This is a genomic window from uncultured Chryseobacterium sp., assembly GCF_913776365.1.
In the GTDB taxonomy this organism is placed as follows: Bacteria; Bacteroidota; Bacteroidia; order Flavobacteriales; family Weeksellaceae; genus Chryseobacterium.
Window position 1 is genome coordinate 14,199 of record NZ_CAJYMO010000135.1, and the last position, 14,821, is coordinate 29,019.

A 14,821-nucleotide genomic window follows, 5' to 3' on the forward strand; every position below is an offset into this window, starting at 1 on the left:
TAACTGACCATTTCACTTTTTACAGCATTTTATCTCATCTTCAGGGTAATCAGGCATACAATGGCCAGCATGACCCCGATGATAATCATCCGGTTTACTATTTTGCTCTCATGAAAGCCTCCCTTCTGATAATGGTGATGCAAAGGGGACATTCTGAATAATCTGTTGTTCTGGGCATGCTCGAGCCCGTATTTTTTCTTTCTGTATTTAAAGACGACTACCTGAAGCATCACGGATACATTTTCGATCAGGAAAATTCCGCAGAGTACGGGTATCATGAGTTCTTTCCTCAAAATGATGGCCAGCACGGCAATAACGCCTCCGAGCATCAGGCTTCCGGTATCTCCCATAAAGACCTGCGCCGGATAGGTATTGTACCAGAAAAATCCGATGACCGCTCCTACCATGGCTACTACGAAAATGGTGGTTTCCCCCATATTCGGGAGGAACATGATTTTCAGGTAATCGGCGAAGATGATGTTTCCGGAAAGATAGGCAAAGAGCCCCAGGGTAAGCAGGATGACCGTGCTGGTCCCTGCAGCGAGCCCGTCTATCCCATCGGTGATATTGGCTCCGTTCGATACCGCTGTTATGATAAAGATAACGATAGGTATAAAGACAATCCAGGCCCACTCATGGGCATCCTTGTCATTCATCCAGAAAAGGATCCCACTGTAATCAAATTCATTATTTTTAGCAAACGGTACAGTGGAAACGGTTATTTTTTCCGTGGGCATAAAATTCTTCTCCACATTGTTCCTATTAACCACTTTGGCGTCTGCATATTTCCTTTTAACGGTAACATCCGGATGAAAGTACATGGTTACCCCGATGATTACACCAAGCCCGACCTGTCCTATGACTTTAAATTTCCCGCTCAGCCCGTCTTTGTTTTTCTTGATTTTCTTCAGATAATCATCTACGAATCCGATGGCTCCCATCCAGATCATGGAAACCAGCAACAGCACAATGTATACATTCGTAATACGGGTGAACAGCAGAACCGGGATCAGGGTGGCCAGGATGATGATGAGTCCTCCCATGGTAGGGGTCCCTTCCTTCTGCTTCTGCCCGTCCAGCCCGAGGTCCCGTACCAGTTCTCCCATCTGTTTTGCCCTGAGGTAGTTGATGATCCTTTTGCCATAGACCAATGCAATGGTCAGGGACAGCAAGACAGCCATTCCTGCCCGGAAGGAGATATACCTCAGCAGCCCGAGTCCGGGGATGTGGATGCCGTGGTGGGTCAGATATTCATATAGATAGTATAACATTCTTTATAATTGATGATTGATAATTGATAACCGATTTCCGAAAATAATATTATTCTGCTTTAATTTTTAATCTGCTTTTATAAGCTGATGTTACTTTTAAAATTTCTAAAGCTTCCTTCATCAGACCTTCTGTTATTTCTTTAGAAACCATATTAATTTCTTCAATGATCTCAAGCCAAAATACGGACTCATCTGCTTCTTCTACGACGATACAAATTTTAGCATATTTCTCTTTATCGGATCTAGCTCTGCACATTGCCCTGTAATTTGCAGCTACAGAAGTTGTCGAACGAAATATTTGTTTTCTGATTACAGATACCTTATCAGAATAAGGCACATCTGATAAGTTATTGATTACTTTTACTGCCAAAGCCTTTGTTCTTGATGCAAAAATCTGGTTATACTTATTTTCCATTATTAATCAATTATCAATAATCATTCATACTTATTTGCTCATTAGTTTCCACAGCTCATCAATGGTTTCCCGGTCATCAAAATGGTGTTTTACCCCATTGATTTCCTGATAATTTTCATGGCCTTTTCCGGCTACCAGGATGATATCTTTCGGTTCCGCAAATTTGATGGCCATTTTTATTGCTTCCTTCCTGTCCGGGATGGAGGTGTATTTGCTGAAATGCTGGGGCTCCACTCCTGCTTCGATTTCTTTGATTATGGTCCCCGGATCTTCCGTTCTCGGGTTATCGGAAGTAATAATGGCAAGGGTGGCTTTTTTCGTAGCAATATTTCCCATTTCCGCTCTTTTTGACCTATCACGGTCGCCCCCGCATCCGAAAACGGTAATCAGCCTTTCATTCTTGGTACGGATATCGTTGATGCTGTCCAGCACATTTGCCAGGGCATCCGGCGTATGGGCATAATCTACGATAAAGAAGATTCCGCCATCCGATTTAAATGTTTCGAATCTTCCGGAAACCCTTTTCAGCGTACTGATAGCCTGAAGGATTTCTTCCTCTGCAATACCCAATTCAGCTGCAATTCCGAAAACCAGCAGCAGATTATACACATTGAATTTCCCGGTCAGCGTTGTCCAGAATTCTTTTCCGTTGAAGTTCAGCAGCATCCCGTTAAAATCTGCTTCCAGAAGTCTTCCGTGATAGTCGGCCATGGTTTTCATGGCATAGGATTTCTTCACGGCTTTGGTATTCTGAAGCATGATGTTTCCGTTTCGGTCATCTGCATTGGTAATGGCAACCGCTGTACTTTCCAGCCCGTCAAAAAACCTTTTCTTCGTTTTCAGATATTCGTCAAAGGTTTTATGGTAATCGAGATGGTCATGGGTAAGGTTGGTAAACCCTGCTACCGTAAAGTGAAGGCCTTCAATCCTGTTCTGGGCAATCCCGTGTGAGCTTACTTCCATAAAGGCAAAATCGCAGCCCTGCTCTACCGCCTGTGCCAGGATTTTATTGATGGTAATAATATCAGGTGTAGTATGGGTAGCAGGAATCACTTCGTTTCCGATCCTGATCTCTACTGTGGAAAGCAAAGCCGAATCATACCCCAGCCGGGTAAAAACATCGAAGAGCAATGTGGAAACGGAAGTTTTTCCATTGGTTCCCGTTACCCCTATCAGTTTGAGTTTTTCCGATGGGTTGCCATAGAAATTGGAAGCCAGCTGTCCCAATGTTTTTGAAGTGTCTTTTACCAGTATGTAAGTGATATTCCGATCCGGCATTTCCGGAAGCTCCTGGCATACGATTGCTTTTGCTCCCCGTTCAATGGCAGCATCAATAAAGGCATGGCCATCTGCCACTGTACCTTTTACAGCGATGTATAATGAGCCCGGTGTTACTTTCCGGCTGTCAAAAACCAGGTCTGCAACATCAGGGCTGCTATCGCCATGAATATCCAATACCGGGATCCTTTTTACTAATTCTGTTACTACCATTATATCTGAATGGGTTTTCCTTTTATTTCCAGGATCTGACTCCTGTTCTGTTCGTCCGTCCCTTTCCGGGACTTTCTTTTTTATTTTCCATCAGGATGTTTTCATCCTGTTATCTCAATTCATTGACGGAAATTCAGCCTTTTTGACCTGAATCACCGTTTCCGGATTTTACAGTTCCTAATTTTGCAGGGACAGATAAATCCTTTGGTTTTTGCTTATGGCGGTTCCTTCCGTAGGGAACTGGTCCCTGATCCGGCCTACGCCTTTAAAATCGACACGGTAGCCTAAGTTTTCAAGCTGCGGAATTACATTTTTCCCGATCAGCCCGATGACATTCGGCATTTGCTTTCCGCGTACCGCTACTTTAACATTCGGCTCCACCATTTTGTTAAGGTTTACCTTTCTGTCTACCAGCATCTCCTTTTCAATATTCTGCGGAGTTTTGAGGAAGGTTTTTCCGGCGATTTCCTTGAAAACAGGCGCCGAAACGGTACCCCCGTAAAAGCCCTTTGATGTGTTAGGTTCGCTGATCATCACATAACAGGTATATTTGGGATTGTCTGCAGGATAGAACCCTGCAAACGAAGCGCGGTATTTCATGGGTCCCGGAAGCCAGTACTCGAAACGTGCGGTTCCTGTTTTCCCTGCCATCTTCAGGTTCGGGGTAAAGATGCTTTTCCCGGTTCCCTTTTCAACAGCTTTGGTGAGGGCGCTGGTCATCATCTTGATCGCTTTTTCCGACGCCATCCTGCTTACCATCACTTCCGGGGAAGCCTGGGAAATCACTTTCCCGTCCTTCATGATTTTATCAATGAATAAGGGCTTGAGCATTTTACCGCCGTTGGCAACTCCGTTATAGAAAGTGGCCAGCTGCAGAAGGTTGATGTTCGAAGAATATCCGTAGGCGATGGAAGCCAGGGTTGCGGCATTCCACCGTTTATGTTCCGGGGTAATGATTTTAGGTTTGGTGATGCCCGGAAGCTCGATATCCATTTTGTCGAACAGCTTCCAGCGCTTCAGATGGTCGAGAAAAATCTGAGGTTTCTCAGCATAATATTTCGTAATCAGCTTGGCCGTTCCCACATTGCTTGATTTGGCCAGTACATCACTGATATCGTAAATCCCGTGGCCGTGGCCGTCTGAAATTCTCTGCTTGGCATAGACCCAGACCCCGTTTCCTACATCTACGGTAGTATTCTCGTCGATGAACCCGTCATCCATAGCAGCCAGCAGCGAAATGGTTTTGAAGGTGGATCCGGGCTCTATATTGTCTTTCAGGGCATAATTATAGGAATCCACATATTCGCCTTCTTCGTTCTGTCTGAGGTTTACCAGTGCCCGTACCTTGCCGGTCTGCACCTCCATCACGATCACCGTCCCATGTTTCGCCTCAAAATTCACCAGCTGTTTCTCCAGAGCGGAATGGGCAATATCCTGAATCCTGAGGTCCAGCGTAGTATAAACGTCTTCACCGTCTACAGGTTCCTGTACTTTCCAGTAATCGATCGGTTTCCATTGGGAGGAATTGATTCTCTGCTCCAGCCTTTTTCCATCAGTTCCTTTCAGGTATTTTGAAAAGGCACCCTCAAGACCCGAGCTGTAAGTCCCGTTATCCATACCGATGGTTCCGGCTCCGATTTCGGAAGTAGCCAGTTCTCTTTTGTAATTGCGGTCTACGATAAAACCGCCTTTATTTTTGCCTTTCTTAAAAATCGGGAATTGACGGATCCTGTCATACTGATCGAAGTCCAGCCCTTTTACCAGCGTATAATACTGGTTTTTCTTCTTTCTCTGCTCATCGAACTTTTTCCTGAACTCCCCTCGCGGTTTCCCGAACATAACGCTCAGGGAATCGGTAAGTGCGCCGATATTGTTGGTGTATACCGTATCCTTCATGGTTTTGAAATCCAGATAGATATCATAACGCATCACAGTGGTGGCGAGTATGGAACCGTCAGAAGCGAAAAGGTTTCCGCGGGCCGCTTTCAGGGTAGCCTCACGGTAGTTTTTATTAATGTAATCGTCTTTGATTTCCTGAACATTGGTATTCTGAAGCACGACAATCCTGGCCAGAAACATTACAAATACGCACAAAGCCACCACTGCAAAGAGGTAGCCCCATCGTAACGTCATTTTACGTTTGTTATCGTATTCATTTGGTTTTTGCATCTGTACTGTCCATTTTTATTAGCAGTTTATGAGGGTGGTTTTCCAGGGTCATCAGAGAATCCCTGGCCACTTCCTTTCCCAATTGCGACTCCATTTTTACTTTGATCAGCTTACTTTGGGCATAAGCGTTTCTCGATTTGTATTCCTCCGTTTCTTCTTTTAAAGCGTTTACAATCTTAATTTTTTTATTAACGAGATGATTGCTGTAGATCATTGACATCATCAGTACAAACAGCAAAAGAAAATACTTATAATGTATTTTCACTTCATCGCGGTTCAAGAAATTTCCTTTTACAATATCTATAAAAGTTAATCTCTTCTGAGGGCGGTATGTTGCTTTTCTTGCCAATTTGTTGTCAATTTGCTTTTACAGTCCATTCACTTTGTTTGTGAATCGTCAATTAAATTCATGATCGACCATTCACACTTTACATTATACTTTTATTCCTGTTCTCATTTTAGCACTTCTGGCTCTTGAGTTCTCCTCGATTTCCCTTTCATCAGGCACCATCGCTTTGCTCTTTACCAATTCAAATGCTTTTTTATAGTTTCCATAAATATCCCTTTCAGGCTCACCTTCAAACATTCCGTTTTTAAGGAATCTTTTTACCAGCCTGTCTTCCAGCGAGTGGTAAGAGATTACCACCAGCCTTCCTTCCGGCTTCAGTACCCGGTGTGCCTGCACCAGCATTTCCTTCAGCACTTCCAGCTCCTGGTTCACTTCAATGCGGATGGCCTGGAACAGCTGGGCATAAAATTTATTTACCTTGTTTGGCGGAAGATAGCTGAATAGCTTTTTCAGGTCTTCCGTGGTATTAATGCTTTTTATTTTTCTATGGTGCACGATATCCCTTGCAAGCTTTCTCGCTTCCCGGAGTTCGCCGTAATAGTAAAATATGTCCGCCAGCTGCTCTTCTTCATAATCATTGATCACCCTTCTGGCATCCAGCCCCTGCATCACGTTCATCCGCATATCCAGCGGTGCGTTGCTCCTGGTGGAGAACCCCCTTTCCGCTTCATCGAACTGATGGGAAGACACGCCGAGATCAGCCAGGATACCGTCCACCTGGGAAATCCCGTACATCAGCAGGGAGTTTTCCAGGAACCGGAAGTTCTGGTTGATCAAAGTAAACCTCGGGTCATCAATGGTATTTTTCAGGGCATCCAGGTCCTGATCGAAACTGAAGAGTTTTCCCCGCTCCGAAAGCCGTCCCAGGATTTCTCTTGAATGACCTCCGCCGCCGAAAGTACAGTCCACATAAATTCCGTCCTGATTCGTCACCAAATCATCAACACTTTGTTTCAGCAAAACGGGGTTATGATACATGTTAAATTGTGTTTTTTATTCTTTATATTACCTTCATCAGTTATTCTTCTTCATCAAAAGTGCCCATCACATCTTCTGCAAGGCTGGCAAAATCAGCTTCATCGATCGAAATTACCTTTTCATAGGCTTCCTTATCCCATATTTCGAACAACTCCCCTGCGCCGGTAATGACGATTTCTTTCCGGAGGCCTGCAAAATTTGCCAGATCCTTTGAAATCTGTAACCGGCCTGCATTATCCAGCTCTGCCGTTCTTACACCTGCCGTAAACATCCTGATGAAATCGGCATTTTTTTTAATGAATCTGTTTAATTTGTTAATCTTGCCCATTACCTTATCCCATGCACGCGCAGGATAAACTTCAAGACAGGACTGGAACACAGACCGCTTGACTATAAAAGCTTTGTCCTCGAAGTTTTCCATCTGTTTGATCAGTGAGGAAGGAACTTTCAGGCGGCCTTTATCGTCAATTTTACACTCATATGTCCCAATGAAACTATTCATTTGGGACAAATTTATATAATAATTTCCAAAAGTTCCCACTTTTTCCCACTTTTTCCCTTGATGTTAATAAGTTTTACGAAATTTTGAGATAAGGGGTCTTAAAAAATTGATATGCCGGCAATTGCAGGTGGTATTATTGATCCCATAAAAAAGACTTTCACAAAAAAGTGAGGAAAAAAGAGTTTGGTATGTTATTTTTATTTTAAATTAGGGTAATCAAAATTTTTTTGAGGTTTAATTTGTATTTTTGCAAGGCTTTATTAAGGCATCCTATGATATTCAGTACAAAAAAAGAAAAGAAATATACCTTTGTTGAGGCGGGAGAAGGACATCCATTGGTGCTGCTGCATGGTTTAATGGGTGGTTTGAGTAATTTCGATAAGATGGTAAGTTTTTTTTCCAGCAGGGGCTTCAAGGTATACGTTCCTCAGCTGCCGATCTACGATTTACCGGTACTCAATACCAATCTCACGACGATAGCAAAGTATATTATCAAGTTTATTGAAAGCCATATCTCCGGACCTGTAACCATTGTAGGAAACTCAATGGGCGGCCATGTGGGGCTTATTCTCACACTGGCCCGGCCAGACCTGGTAAAAAACCTGGTGCTTACAGGAAGTTCCGGACTGTACGAGAGAACCTTTGGCGACAGCTTTCCGAGAAAGAACGACCGTTCTTATATCCGGAAGAAAACCGAGGAAGTCTTTTATGATCCTGCCGTGGCTACTGAAGATCTCGTGGATGAAGTTTTCGGGGTGGTAAATGACCGGATGAAAGGCATCAAAACGGTAATGCTTGCCCGAAGCGCCATTAAGCACAACATGCTGAATGATCTCCCGAAAATAAAGACCCCTACCTGCCTGATCTGGGGAAAGAACGATAATGTAACTCCTCCTGAAGTAGCGGAAGACATGCACAAGTTTATTCCGAACTCAGAACTTTTCTGGATCGACAAATGCGGACATGCCGCCATGATGGAAAAGCCGGATGATTTCAATGAAATTCTCTACAGCTGGTTAAAAGACAAAGTATAAAAACAATACAGACCGACCATTAAGAGTTTTCTTAATGGTTTGTTTTTCTAAAATATTCAATAAGATGGTTATTAAAACAGCAACATTCGTAAAGAGCAGCGGGAAATGGCAGGAATGCCCGGAACCCACCCTCCCGGAATATGCTTTTATCGGGAGATCCAATGTAGGGAAATCTTCCCTGATCAACGCGATGATGAATCATAAAGACCTGGCCAAAACATCCGGTACCCCGGGAAAAACCCAGCTCATCAATCATTTCCTGGTCAATGAAAGCTGGTACCTTACCGATTTGCCCGGATACGGATATGCAAAGGTTTCAAAATCCATCCGTAAGGATTTTGAAAAGCTGATTACCAATTATATCCTTAACAGAAAAAACCTGGTGAATCTTTTTGTCCTGGTAGACGCAAGGCATAAGCCGCAGACCATCGATATGGAATTCATCCAGTGGTGCGGCGAAAGCGGCGTTCCCTTTTCCATTGTATTTACAAAGGCTGATAAGCTGAAGCCGAATGCAGTCATTAAAAATGTGGAAGATTACAAAGCTGAACTTCATAAAACCTGGGAAGACCTTCCGGAGCTATACGTAACCTCTGCCGAAAAGAAGGAAGGCGACGACGAAATCCTCAGCTTTATCCGGAAGACCAACGAATTCCTTGTCAACAATCATGTAAGCTTCGATGAATAAAGAAATAATCTGGAAAATAAAAACTTTTGAAGAACTGTCCGTTCCTGAGCTGTATGCCATTATCAGGGCCAGAGTAGATGTCTTTGTAGTAGAGCAGGAATGCCCCTATCCGGATCTGGACGGATACGACCAAAAGGCCCTTCACTTATGGGCAGAGCAAGACGGCGAAGTGCTGGCCTACTGCAGGATTTTCAGCAATGGCATCAAATACACCGAAACTTCCATCGGCCGGGTGCTGACTACGGAAAAGGCCAGGGGAAAAAATCTGGGAAAACAGCTGATCCAATATGCTGTAGAAACCATTGAAAACCGTTTCCGTACTTCTGAGGTCAGGATTTCCGCGCAGGATTACCTGCTGCGGTTCTACAACGGGTTCGGTTTTGAAGATACCGGAAAGAAATACCTGGAAGACAATATCCCACATACAGAGATGCTGAGAAAATAATAAAAGCGAAGAACCTGTTTGTTCTTCGCTTTTTTGATGAAATTATATATGATGTGTTTTATGGCTCGAGTTTCAAAAATGATTTTCCTATTTGAAGACTTAAAGATTTTTATTATTCCGTAATAATCCTGTTTACCTGAACTGTAACAAACGATATTACTTTAAATTCTTGTAATAAACATATCCTTTTTTCCCGCTTGATTCAACCTGCACTTTATACCAATCCCCTTTTCTTGAAAGCTGGATAATTTTCGCATTTCTGGTTACAATAGCGACTACATTGGATCTGAACACCGGCTTTTCATAAATTGTTATGGCAGCACCTACTCCCACGAGATACCTGTTGGCAGTGCCGGTATTTACATTCGCTTCATTGATCGCAACCCTCCTTGTCCTGGATTCTGTCTTTAAAACGGAATAATCATTTGAAGATTTATGTTTTCCGTACCCGTTTTTTCTGGGAGAGCTTCCAGAAGACGGATTGCTTCCTGAAGATCCGCCACCGCATACTCCACAGGTTCCACCACTACCGCAATGCCCGCACCTTGAACAATTGGTGCAGGCAGAACAGTAAGCAGAACCGGTACATCTACCGTCATGTCCAATATGGTCATTGGCTTTAAAACAAGCGTTCAAAAGAAGTAAAACGAAAGTCAATATGATAGAAGGTATTAGTTTTTTCATGGTTATTACTTTGATTTGAACTTTACCTGTTTACTTAGTTACAGCCAGAACAGTAAGCCCGGTCTACGTATCGTTTACTGCTGCCAGAATAATAGTAGCAACCCCCTCTTTTCCCTACGAAAAGTTGATTTCCATTATAAGTGCAGCCTTTTTCCTGAGCATAAGATCCGGAACGTTTAGCCTTGTTCCTTTTGTTTTTCCTTTTCTTTTTTGAATTGGATTTCTTGATTTTTTTAGCAGAAAAGCCTGTTTCAACATGGGAGCTGATCGCGCTGTCCGCTGCAGAAATTGTTGTTGGCAGTAATAGCCCTAAGCCCAATAGGCTTGTAAATAGTAGTTTTTTCATAGTTATTGATTTTTATTTTTAATAAATCGTTCTGAAATTTCTGATTCATTCAGAATCCTCTGGTCAGGCAGGATAATATATATCTCCCCTGTTGGATTCTCTATAATTCCGGCTCCGGATCTACAGTTTTGAAAGCGGTATTTCAAAGCCCTTAGTCCTGAAATAAATCCATCTGCTGTTGTTTTCTCATACACATATTTCGAGCAGCTTGTTCTGAAGATACACTTTCTTCTTTTTGAAGGAGGAATCACCCGCCAATACATCTTAATAAGAAACAGCAGCAGGCTTTTCATTTTCTTTTTTAATTAATACGACCATCTGAAAGGAAGTCATATAGCCCGGTTTCGCTATGTTTCCAAAACATCCTTCTACCGGTTGGATATAAGTGGACACACTTTCCAGCCTTACGTATTCCCATCCATCTTCCGTATTGTTTTTTATTAACTGATCTAATTGTTCGGCAATGTTCTTGGAACTCATGTTAGTTTGGTTCGCTGTTGCCGTAAAAGGTATTACTTTGTATTCCATAATTGTTTTTGTTTGACATTTCAAAAGTATCACCCCCTGATGAATTTTTTTTACGGGAAACCGTAAAACCGGCAAAAAATAAAAAACCTCCCAAAAAAATTGGAAGGCTATAAGTAAAATGGATGTTTTCAGATGATCCCGAGGTCTTTGCAGAAAGCAACCAGTTGCTCGTTGCTGTTGACGCTGAGGTCTTCCTTCAGGCTGTTGAGTCTTTTCTCAACACTGCTCAGGCTGGAAGGATGAATGCCCTTTTCCTTAAGATGGGCCGGAATGTTTTTTTGAAGGACTCCTTTTGAGAGCAGGGAGACAATCACAATATCATAGGTGGAAAACTCATAATTGTTGAATTTTTTCATGTCCTGCTTGAGGTCGAAAGAAAGATAATCTTCACCGATATAAACGGATGCAATGGCTTTCTTTAAGTCCTTGGAATCGTTTCTGGCTTTCTGTACATACCCGTTGATATGATACCCGGAAAAAAGATGATCGATGACACCGGTCTTGCGTTCGGCGGAGAAGACGATCACCTTCAGGCCGGGCTGCAGTTCTTTTGCTTTACTGATGAGTTCTTTTCCGTCTTTAAGATGTTGGGTATGGTGGTCTTCTTCATAATAAAGATCGGTAATCAGAAGGTCATAGGGCTGTTCTTCCCGCAGGGCTTTCTGGATTTTCCCGATCGCATCATCGCAGTAGTATACATAGTCAACCTTTGGAACATTCAGGTCCTCAAGGGTTTTCTGGACGGAAATATTGATGCTTTCGTGGTCTTCGGCAATTAAAATTTTTTTGAACATGGTTATGTGGTTTGATTAAAATATAGGTTCAAGGCCTCAAAAATAGATGCATTTATTATTCCTTCCTTACGGATTCACGTAAAAGCAGCTGAAAACAGGTACTTTTTCACCATAAAATCATATCAGGCCGGTATCCTTACAGATCACAATCATTTCAATATTGTTTTTTGCACCCAGAATGTCCCGCAGCTCGTTCAGTCGTTTTTCAATGGAGCGCCTGCCATAGGGCTTCATGGCGAACTGTTTCATCAGGTTTTCTATTTCTTTCTGTCTATGGCCCTGAGAAAGCAGTTCCAGCAATTTAAGATCGTAGGCATTCAGATCACAGGGGCTGTTCCGGATGGCATTCAGAATTGCCTGTGACATCACCGTTTCGCCTTCGAAAACTCTTCGGAGCGTACTCCTGAGTTCCCTTCCATCATTCCTGGACTTGCTGACAAACGCCTGTATGCCGTACACTTTGTACAGGTCTTCAATGGTTCTGGCTTTTTTCTCAACGGACAATACTACGATTTTCAGGTCCGGCTGGACTTTCCTGGCTTCACGGATCAGCTCCTGGCCGGAATGCAGGCTTTGGGAAATATGGTCTTTTTCAAAAGAGAGATCGGAAACCACCAGATCATACGGCGCACCCTCCTTTACCGCCTGTACAATTTTATGAAAGGCTTCGTCACAGTAGGCAGCGAAATCGAAATGGGGAACGGATAATTCCTGCAGGCTACGTGTAATGCCCAGGTTGGCGATTTCCTGGTCTTCCACCACTAATACTTTTTTAAACATAACGGAAGGATTAAGAAGCGGGGAATGAAAGGTTCACCTTCAGCCCTTTTTCAATTTTTGTGTCAAAAGTAATGGTTCCGCCAATGGCTTCCATACGGGAAGCCGTATTGCGCAATCCGTTTTTATAAATCAGGTCCCCGGAAATCCCGACACCGTTGTCTTTGTACTGGATATCGATGGTATCATCTGTTTTTTCAAACTTGAGGGCCACGTGGCTGGCGTGGCTGTGCTTTTTCATATTCACCATCAATTCACGGATCATCTGGTAAACCTCTTCTTTTGCTTCCCGAGAAACGGTTTGCCAGATTTCGGCAGTATTGCCTGCAGTAAAGGTTTTTACCTCAACATTATTAAAGGAAGCGATAAGTCCCGAAATTTCCTGGCTGAATTCTTTTTCCTCTCCGGCTTTCTCATAAGAAATATCCCGGGATTTCTCATATACGAATTCCAGCTCGTCCAGCGTTCTGTCCCGGTCAAAATCTTCCTGGTTCTCAATCTTGGCCATTACCTGGTAAATGCCGTTGGCCACCACATCATGCACCCGTTTGGACATTTTAAGCTGCGTGTTTTTAACTTCGAGTTCTTTCTCTTGCTGAAGACTTTTTTTTCTTTTTTTATACCAGAACAGACCTCCTATTAATGTCATTCCTAATATTACTAAGCCAATATTCTTTTGTAAAGCCTGAATCTCTTTTTCGGAATTTTGTATTTTTAATTGCTGATTTTCATTTTCCTTTTTTTCGCTATCATATTTAATATAGGCAAAGCTTTTTCTGTAATCATTTCTGCTTGCCTGAATGCTATCTGATAATGTTTTGTACTCTGAAAAATTTCTTTTAAGATTATTAGAATTATCGACAGGGAATATTCTTTCCATTGCCTCCAATCTGTCTTCTGGACTTTTAATTCTTACAGCATTGTTCAACATTGCTTTTGCATAAAATAATGATTTACTAGGATTCTTGATTTGATTTACTTCTGCTAGATGAGAATAGCTAGAGTTAACGCCCCAAAAGTCTTCATTTTTAAGTTTGTTATTAAGCAAAATTTCAATCTCTTTTTCTATAGGATAATTTTTATTCAATAACCAATTAACATAGACGGTATTTTCCTTAATCCTATTTACTAAATTTATCTCAGTTACTTTTAAATATTTTGTCTTTTCTAATGTTTTAATTGCTTCAATATATTTCCCTTGTCTATATTGAGCAGCAGATTTATTATTTAATAAATTAGCTTTTTCATCATCAGACTTTATATACTCTTTTAGAGCTTTTATGTACCATCTTTCTGCTTCAATATATTCTTTTTGATCATAATTTATATTTCCTAAATTGCCAAATATTGAATAAAGACTTTTATCATTAGATTTAACATAACTCAATGATTCTACTAATGTAGCCTCAGCCCCTAAAATATCTCCTGTATAATTTTGTGCAATAGATTGATAAATTAAACTCTTTGAAATTCCTGATGAATCCTTTCCTATCTTGTAATATATAATTGCTTTTTGAAATTTTAAATAAGCTTTTATATTATCTTTTTGAATTAACTCTTCACCTTCTTTATAGAGTTGATTTCCTTTAAACGTATTCACATTATTAATGCGTTCTTTCTCACAAGAAAATATAATTATTAGCAAAAAAAGTAAATATTTGTTCATTTCACTAAATTAAATAAAAAAACCACTCAAAAGAGTGGTCTTGTAATCTTAATTTTTTGGAGGGCGTACTGGTCCCGTGTCTCCTCCTGTGTCTCCTTCTCCGGTTCCCGGATCTGTCCCTGTCACCGGATCCGTTCCCGATCCCGGATTGGTTAGCTGGACGGTTACCGTTCCGTTATTATTATGGCATGATTGCGTATTGGCAGTATTGTTCCCGAATGCTAAAGCGATTAGCATCATGATAAATTCGATCATTGTAAAAAAATTTGAAAGATTTTGAAATTGTTTTCCTTCCTCCCGGGATTGATCCCAGGCTGTACACGATTAAAAATTTCGAAGCGCTTCTTAATTTTTTTGGGAAGTGAACCTTCAAAAACGGAAGAGAAACATCTGCTTCCCAACCCGGATATTTTCTTCCGTTTTATCTGGCGATTTTTGAAATCAATTGGTAACTTTATTTTTGTTTCTGTTTTTTAATTGTTTGTTACTCATTGATTTCTGATTACAAATTTCTGGGAATTATTGGAGGTGTGGCAGACAAAGTATGGACATGAATAGACAAAATATGGACAGGAATTCATTACGGAAAACCGTATTGTAAAATGGGAGAAAATCATCTATTTTGTACTAACCCTTAAAAACTAATTATGTCCAAAGTAAAACTACTAATCAACGAGGTATTTA

The 14,821-nt window shown here is 41.6% G+C and carries 18 protein-coding genes; 3 read left to right on the forward strand and 15 right to left on the reverse strand.

The window, feature by feature from the left end:
- Nucleotides 1-29: 29 nt before the first annotated feature.
- The 7 genes from mraY to mraZ all read right to left on the reverse strand — a co-directional run bounded on the left by mraY (nucleotide 30) and on the right by mraZ (nucleotide 7,175).
- Nucleotides 30-1,271, reverse strand: coding sequence for a phospho-N-acetylmuramoyl-pentapeptide-transferase (gene mraY, locus QZ735_RS06635; protein ID WP_294245894.1), 1,242 nt, complete (start codon nucleotides 1,269-1,271; stop codon nucleotides 30-32).
- A 49-nt stretch (nucleotides 1,272-1,320) separates the two neighbouring features.
- Entirely contained in the window at nucleotides 1,321-1,686 is a 366-nt protein-coding gene (locus tag QZ735_RS06640) for a four helix bundle protein (RefSeq protein WP_294245897.1), read from the reverse strand.
- Between the two features lie 30 nt (nucleotides 1,687-1,716).
- Complete coding sequence (locus QZ735_RS06645) at nucleotides 1,717-3,177, reverse strand: UDP-N-acetylmuramoyl-L-alanyl-D-glutamate--2,6-diaminopimelate ligase (protein ID WP_294245900.1); 1,461 nt, start codon at nucleotides 3,175-3,177, stop codon at nucleotides 1,717-1,719.
- Nucleotides 3,178-3,354: 177 nt separating this feature from the next.
- Nucleotides 3,355-5,346 (reverse strand): penicillin-binding transpeptidase domain-containing protein, encoded by a 1,992-nt coding sequence (locus QZ735_RS06650; RefSeq protein ID WP_294245903.1) that lies wholly within the window; start codon nucleotides 5,344-5,346, stop codon nucleotides 3,355-3,357.
- The gene (locus QZ735_RS06655; RefSeq protein ID WP_294245905.1) at nucleotides 5,330-5,695 is read right to left on the reverse strand and encodes an FtsL-like putative cell division protein; all 366 of its coding nucleotides are present in this window, start codon (nucleotides 5,693-5,695) and stop codon (nucleotides 5,330-5,332) included. The genes QZ735_RS06650 and QZ735_RS06655 overlap by 17 nt, the downstream gene beginning before the upstream one ends.
- An 84-nt stretch (nucleotides 5,696-5,779) precedes the next feature.
- Nucleotides 5,780-6,673 (reverse strand): 16S rRNA (cytosine(1402)-N(4))-methyltransferase RsmH, encoded by an 894-nt coding sequence (gene rsmH, locus QZ735_RS06660; RefSeq protein WP_294245908.1) that lies wholly within the window; start codon nucleotides 6,671-6,673, stop codon nucleotides 5,780-5,782.
- 40 nt (nucleotides 6,674-6,713) lie between these two features.
- Nucleotides 6,714-7,175 carry a division/cell wall cluster transcriptional repressor MraZ gene (gene mraZ / locus QZ735_RS06665; RefSeq protein WP_294245911.1) on the reverse strand — a complete coding sequence of 154 codons (462 nt, stop codon included), beginning with the start codon at nucleotides 7,173-7,175 and terminating at the stop codon, nucleotides 6,714-6,716.
- A 272-nt stretch (nucleotides 7,176-7,447) separates the two neighbouring features.
- Here mraZ and QZ735_RS06670 point away from each other — a divergent pair, with 272 nt between their 5' ends.
- The 3 genes from QZ735_RS06670 (at nucleotide 7,448) to QZ735_RS06680 (ending at nucleotide 9,342) form a co-directional block, all read left to right on the forward strand.
- Nucleotides 7,448-8,209, forward strand: a complete 762-nt coding sequence (locus QZ735_RS06670) for an alpha/beta hydrolase (RefSeq protein WP_294245914.1) — start codon at nucleotides 7,448-7,450, stop codon at nucleotides 8,207-8,209.
- Between the two features lie 64 nt (nucleotides 8,210-8,273).
- Nucleotides 8,274-8,897, forward strand: coding sequence for a ribosome biogenesis GTP-binding protein YihA/YsxC (gene yihA, locus QZ735_RS06675; protein ID WP_294245916.1), 624 nt, complete (start codon nucleotides 8,274-8,276; stop codon nucleotides 8,895-8,897).
- Nucleotides 8,890-9,342, forward strand: coding sequence for a GNAT family N-acetyltransferase (locus QZ735_RS06680; protein WP_294245919.1), 453 nt, complete (start codon nucleotides 8,890-8,892; stop codon nucleotides 9,340-9,342). The genes yihA and QZ735_RS06680 overlap by 8 nt, the downstream gene beginning before the upstream one ends.
- A gap of 156 nt (nucleotides 9,343-9,498) precedes the next feature.
- Here the strand turns inward: QZ735_RS06680 and QZ735_RS06685 are convergent, their stop codons facing one another.
- The 8 genes from QZ735_RS06685 to QZ735_RS06720 all read right to left on the reverse strand — a co-directional run bounded on the left by QZ735_RS06685 (nucleotide 9,499) and on the right by QZ735_RS06720 (nucleotide 14,392).
- Nucleotides 9,499-10,026: a hypothetical protein gene (locus QZ735_RS06685; protein ID WP_294245923.1), complete on the reverse strand. Its 528-nt coding sequence runs from the start codon at nucleotides 10,024-10,026 to the stop codon at nucleotides 9,499-9,501.
- A 34-nt stretch (nucleotides 10,027-10,060) separates the two neighbouring features.
- Nucleotides 10,061-10,372 carry a hypothetical protein gene (locus QZ735_RS06690; protein ID WP_294245925.1) on the reverse strand — a complete coding sequence of 104 codons (312 nt, stop codon included), beginning with the start codon at nucleotides 10,370-10,372 and terminating at the stop codon, nucleotides 10,061-10,063.
- Between the two features lie 2 nt (nucleotides 10,373-10,374).
- Complete coding sequence (gene yidD / locus QZ735_RS06695) at nucleotides 10,375-10,665, reverse strand: membrane protein insertion efficiency factor YidD (protein ID WP_367117832.1); 291 nt, start codon at nucleotides 10,663-10,665, stop codon at nucleotides 10,375-10,377.
- Complete coding sequence (locus QZ735_RS06700) at nucleotides 10,637-10,900, reverse strand: hypothetical protein (RefSeq protein WP_294245928.1); 264 nt, start codon at nucleotides 10,898-10,900, stop codon at nucleotides 10,637-10,639. The genes yidD and QZ735_RS06700 overlap by 29 nt, the downstream gene beginning before the upstream one ends.
- 128 nt (nucleotides 10,901-11,028) lie before the next feature.
- Nucleotides 11,029-11,694, reverse strand: a complete 666-nt coding sequence (locus QZ735_RS06705; RefSeq protein ID WP_294245931.1) for a response regulator — start codon at nucleotides 11,692-11,694, stop codon at nucleotides 11,029-11,031.
- 117 nt (nucleotides 11,695-11,811) lie between these two features.
- Entirely contained in the window at nucleotides 11,812-12,474 is a 663-nt protein-coding gene (locus tag QZ735_RS06710; protein ID WP_294245934.1) for a response regulator, read from the reverse strand.
- Nucleotides 12,475-12,484: 10 nt separating this feature from the next.
- Nucleotides 12,485-14,137 (reverse strand): tetratricopeptide repeat-containing sensor histidine kinase, encoded by a 1,653-nt coding sequence (locus QZ735_RS06715; protein WP_294245937.1) that lies wholly within the window; start codon nucleotides 14,135-14,137, stop codon nucleotides 12,485-12,487.
- Nucleotides 14,138-14,185: 48 nt separating this feature from the next.
- Nucleotides 14,186-14,392 (reverse strand): hypothetical protein, encoded by a 207-nt coding sequence (locus QZ735_RS06720; protein ID WP_294245941.1) that lies wholly within the window; start codon nucleotides 14,390-14,392, stop codon nucleotides 14,186-14,188.
- Nucleotides 14,393-14,821: the final 429 nt, after the last annotated feature.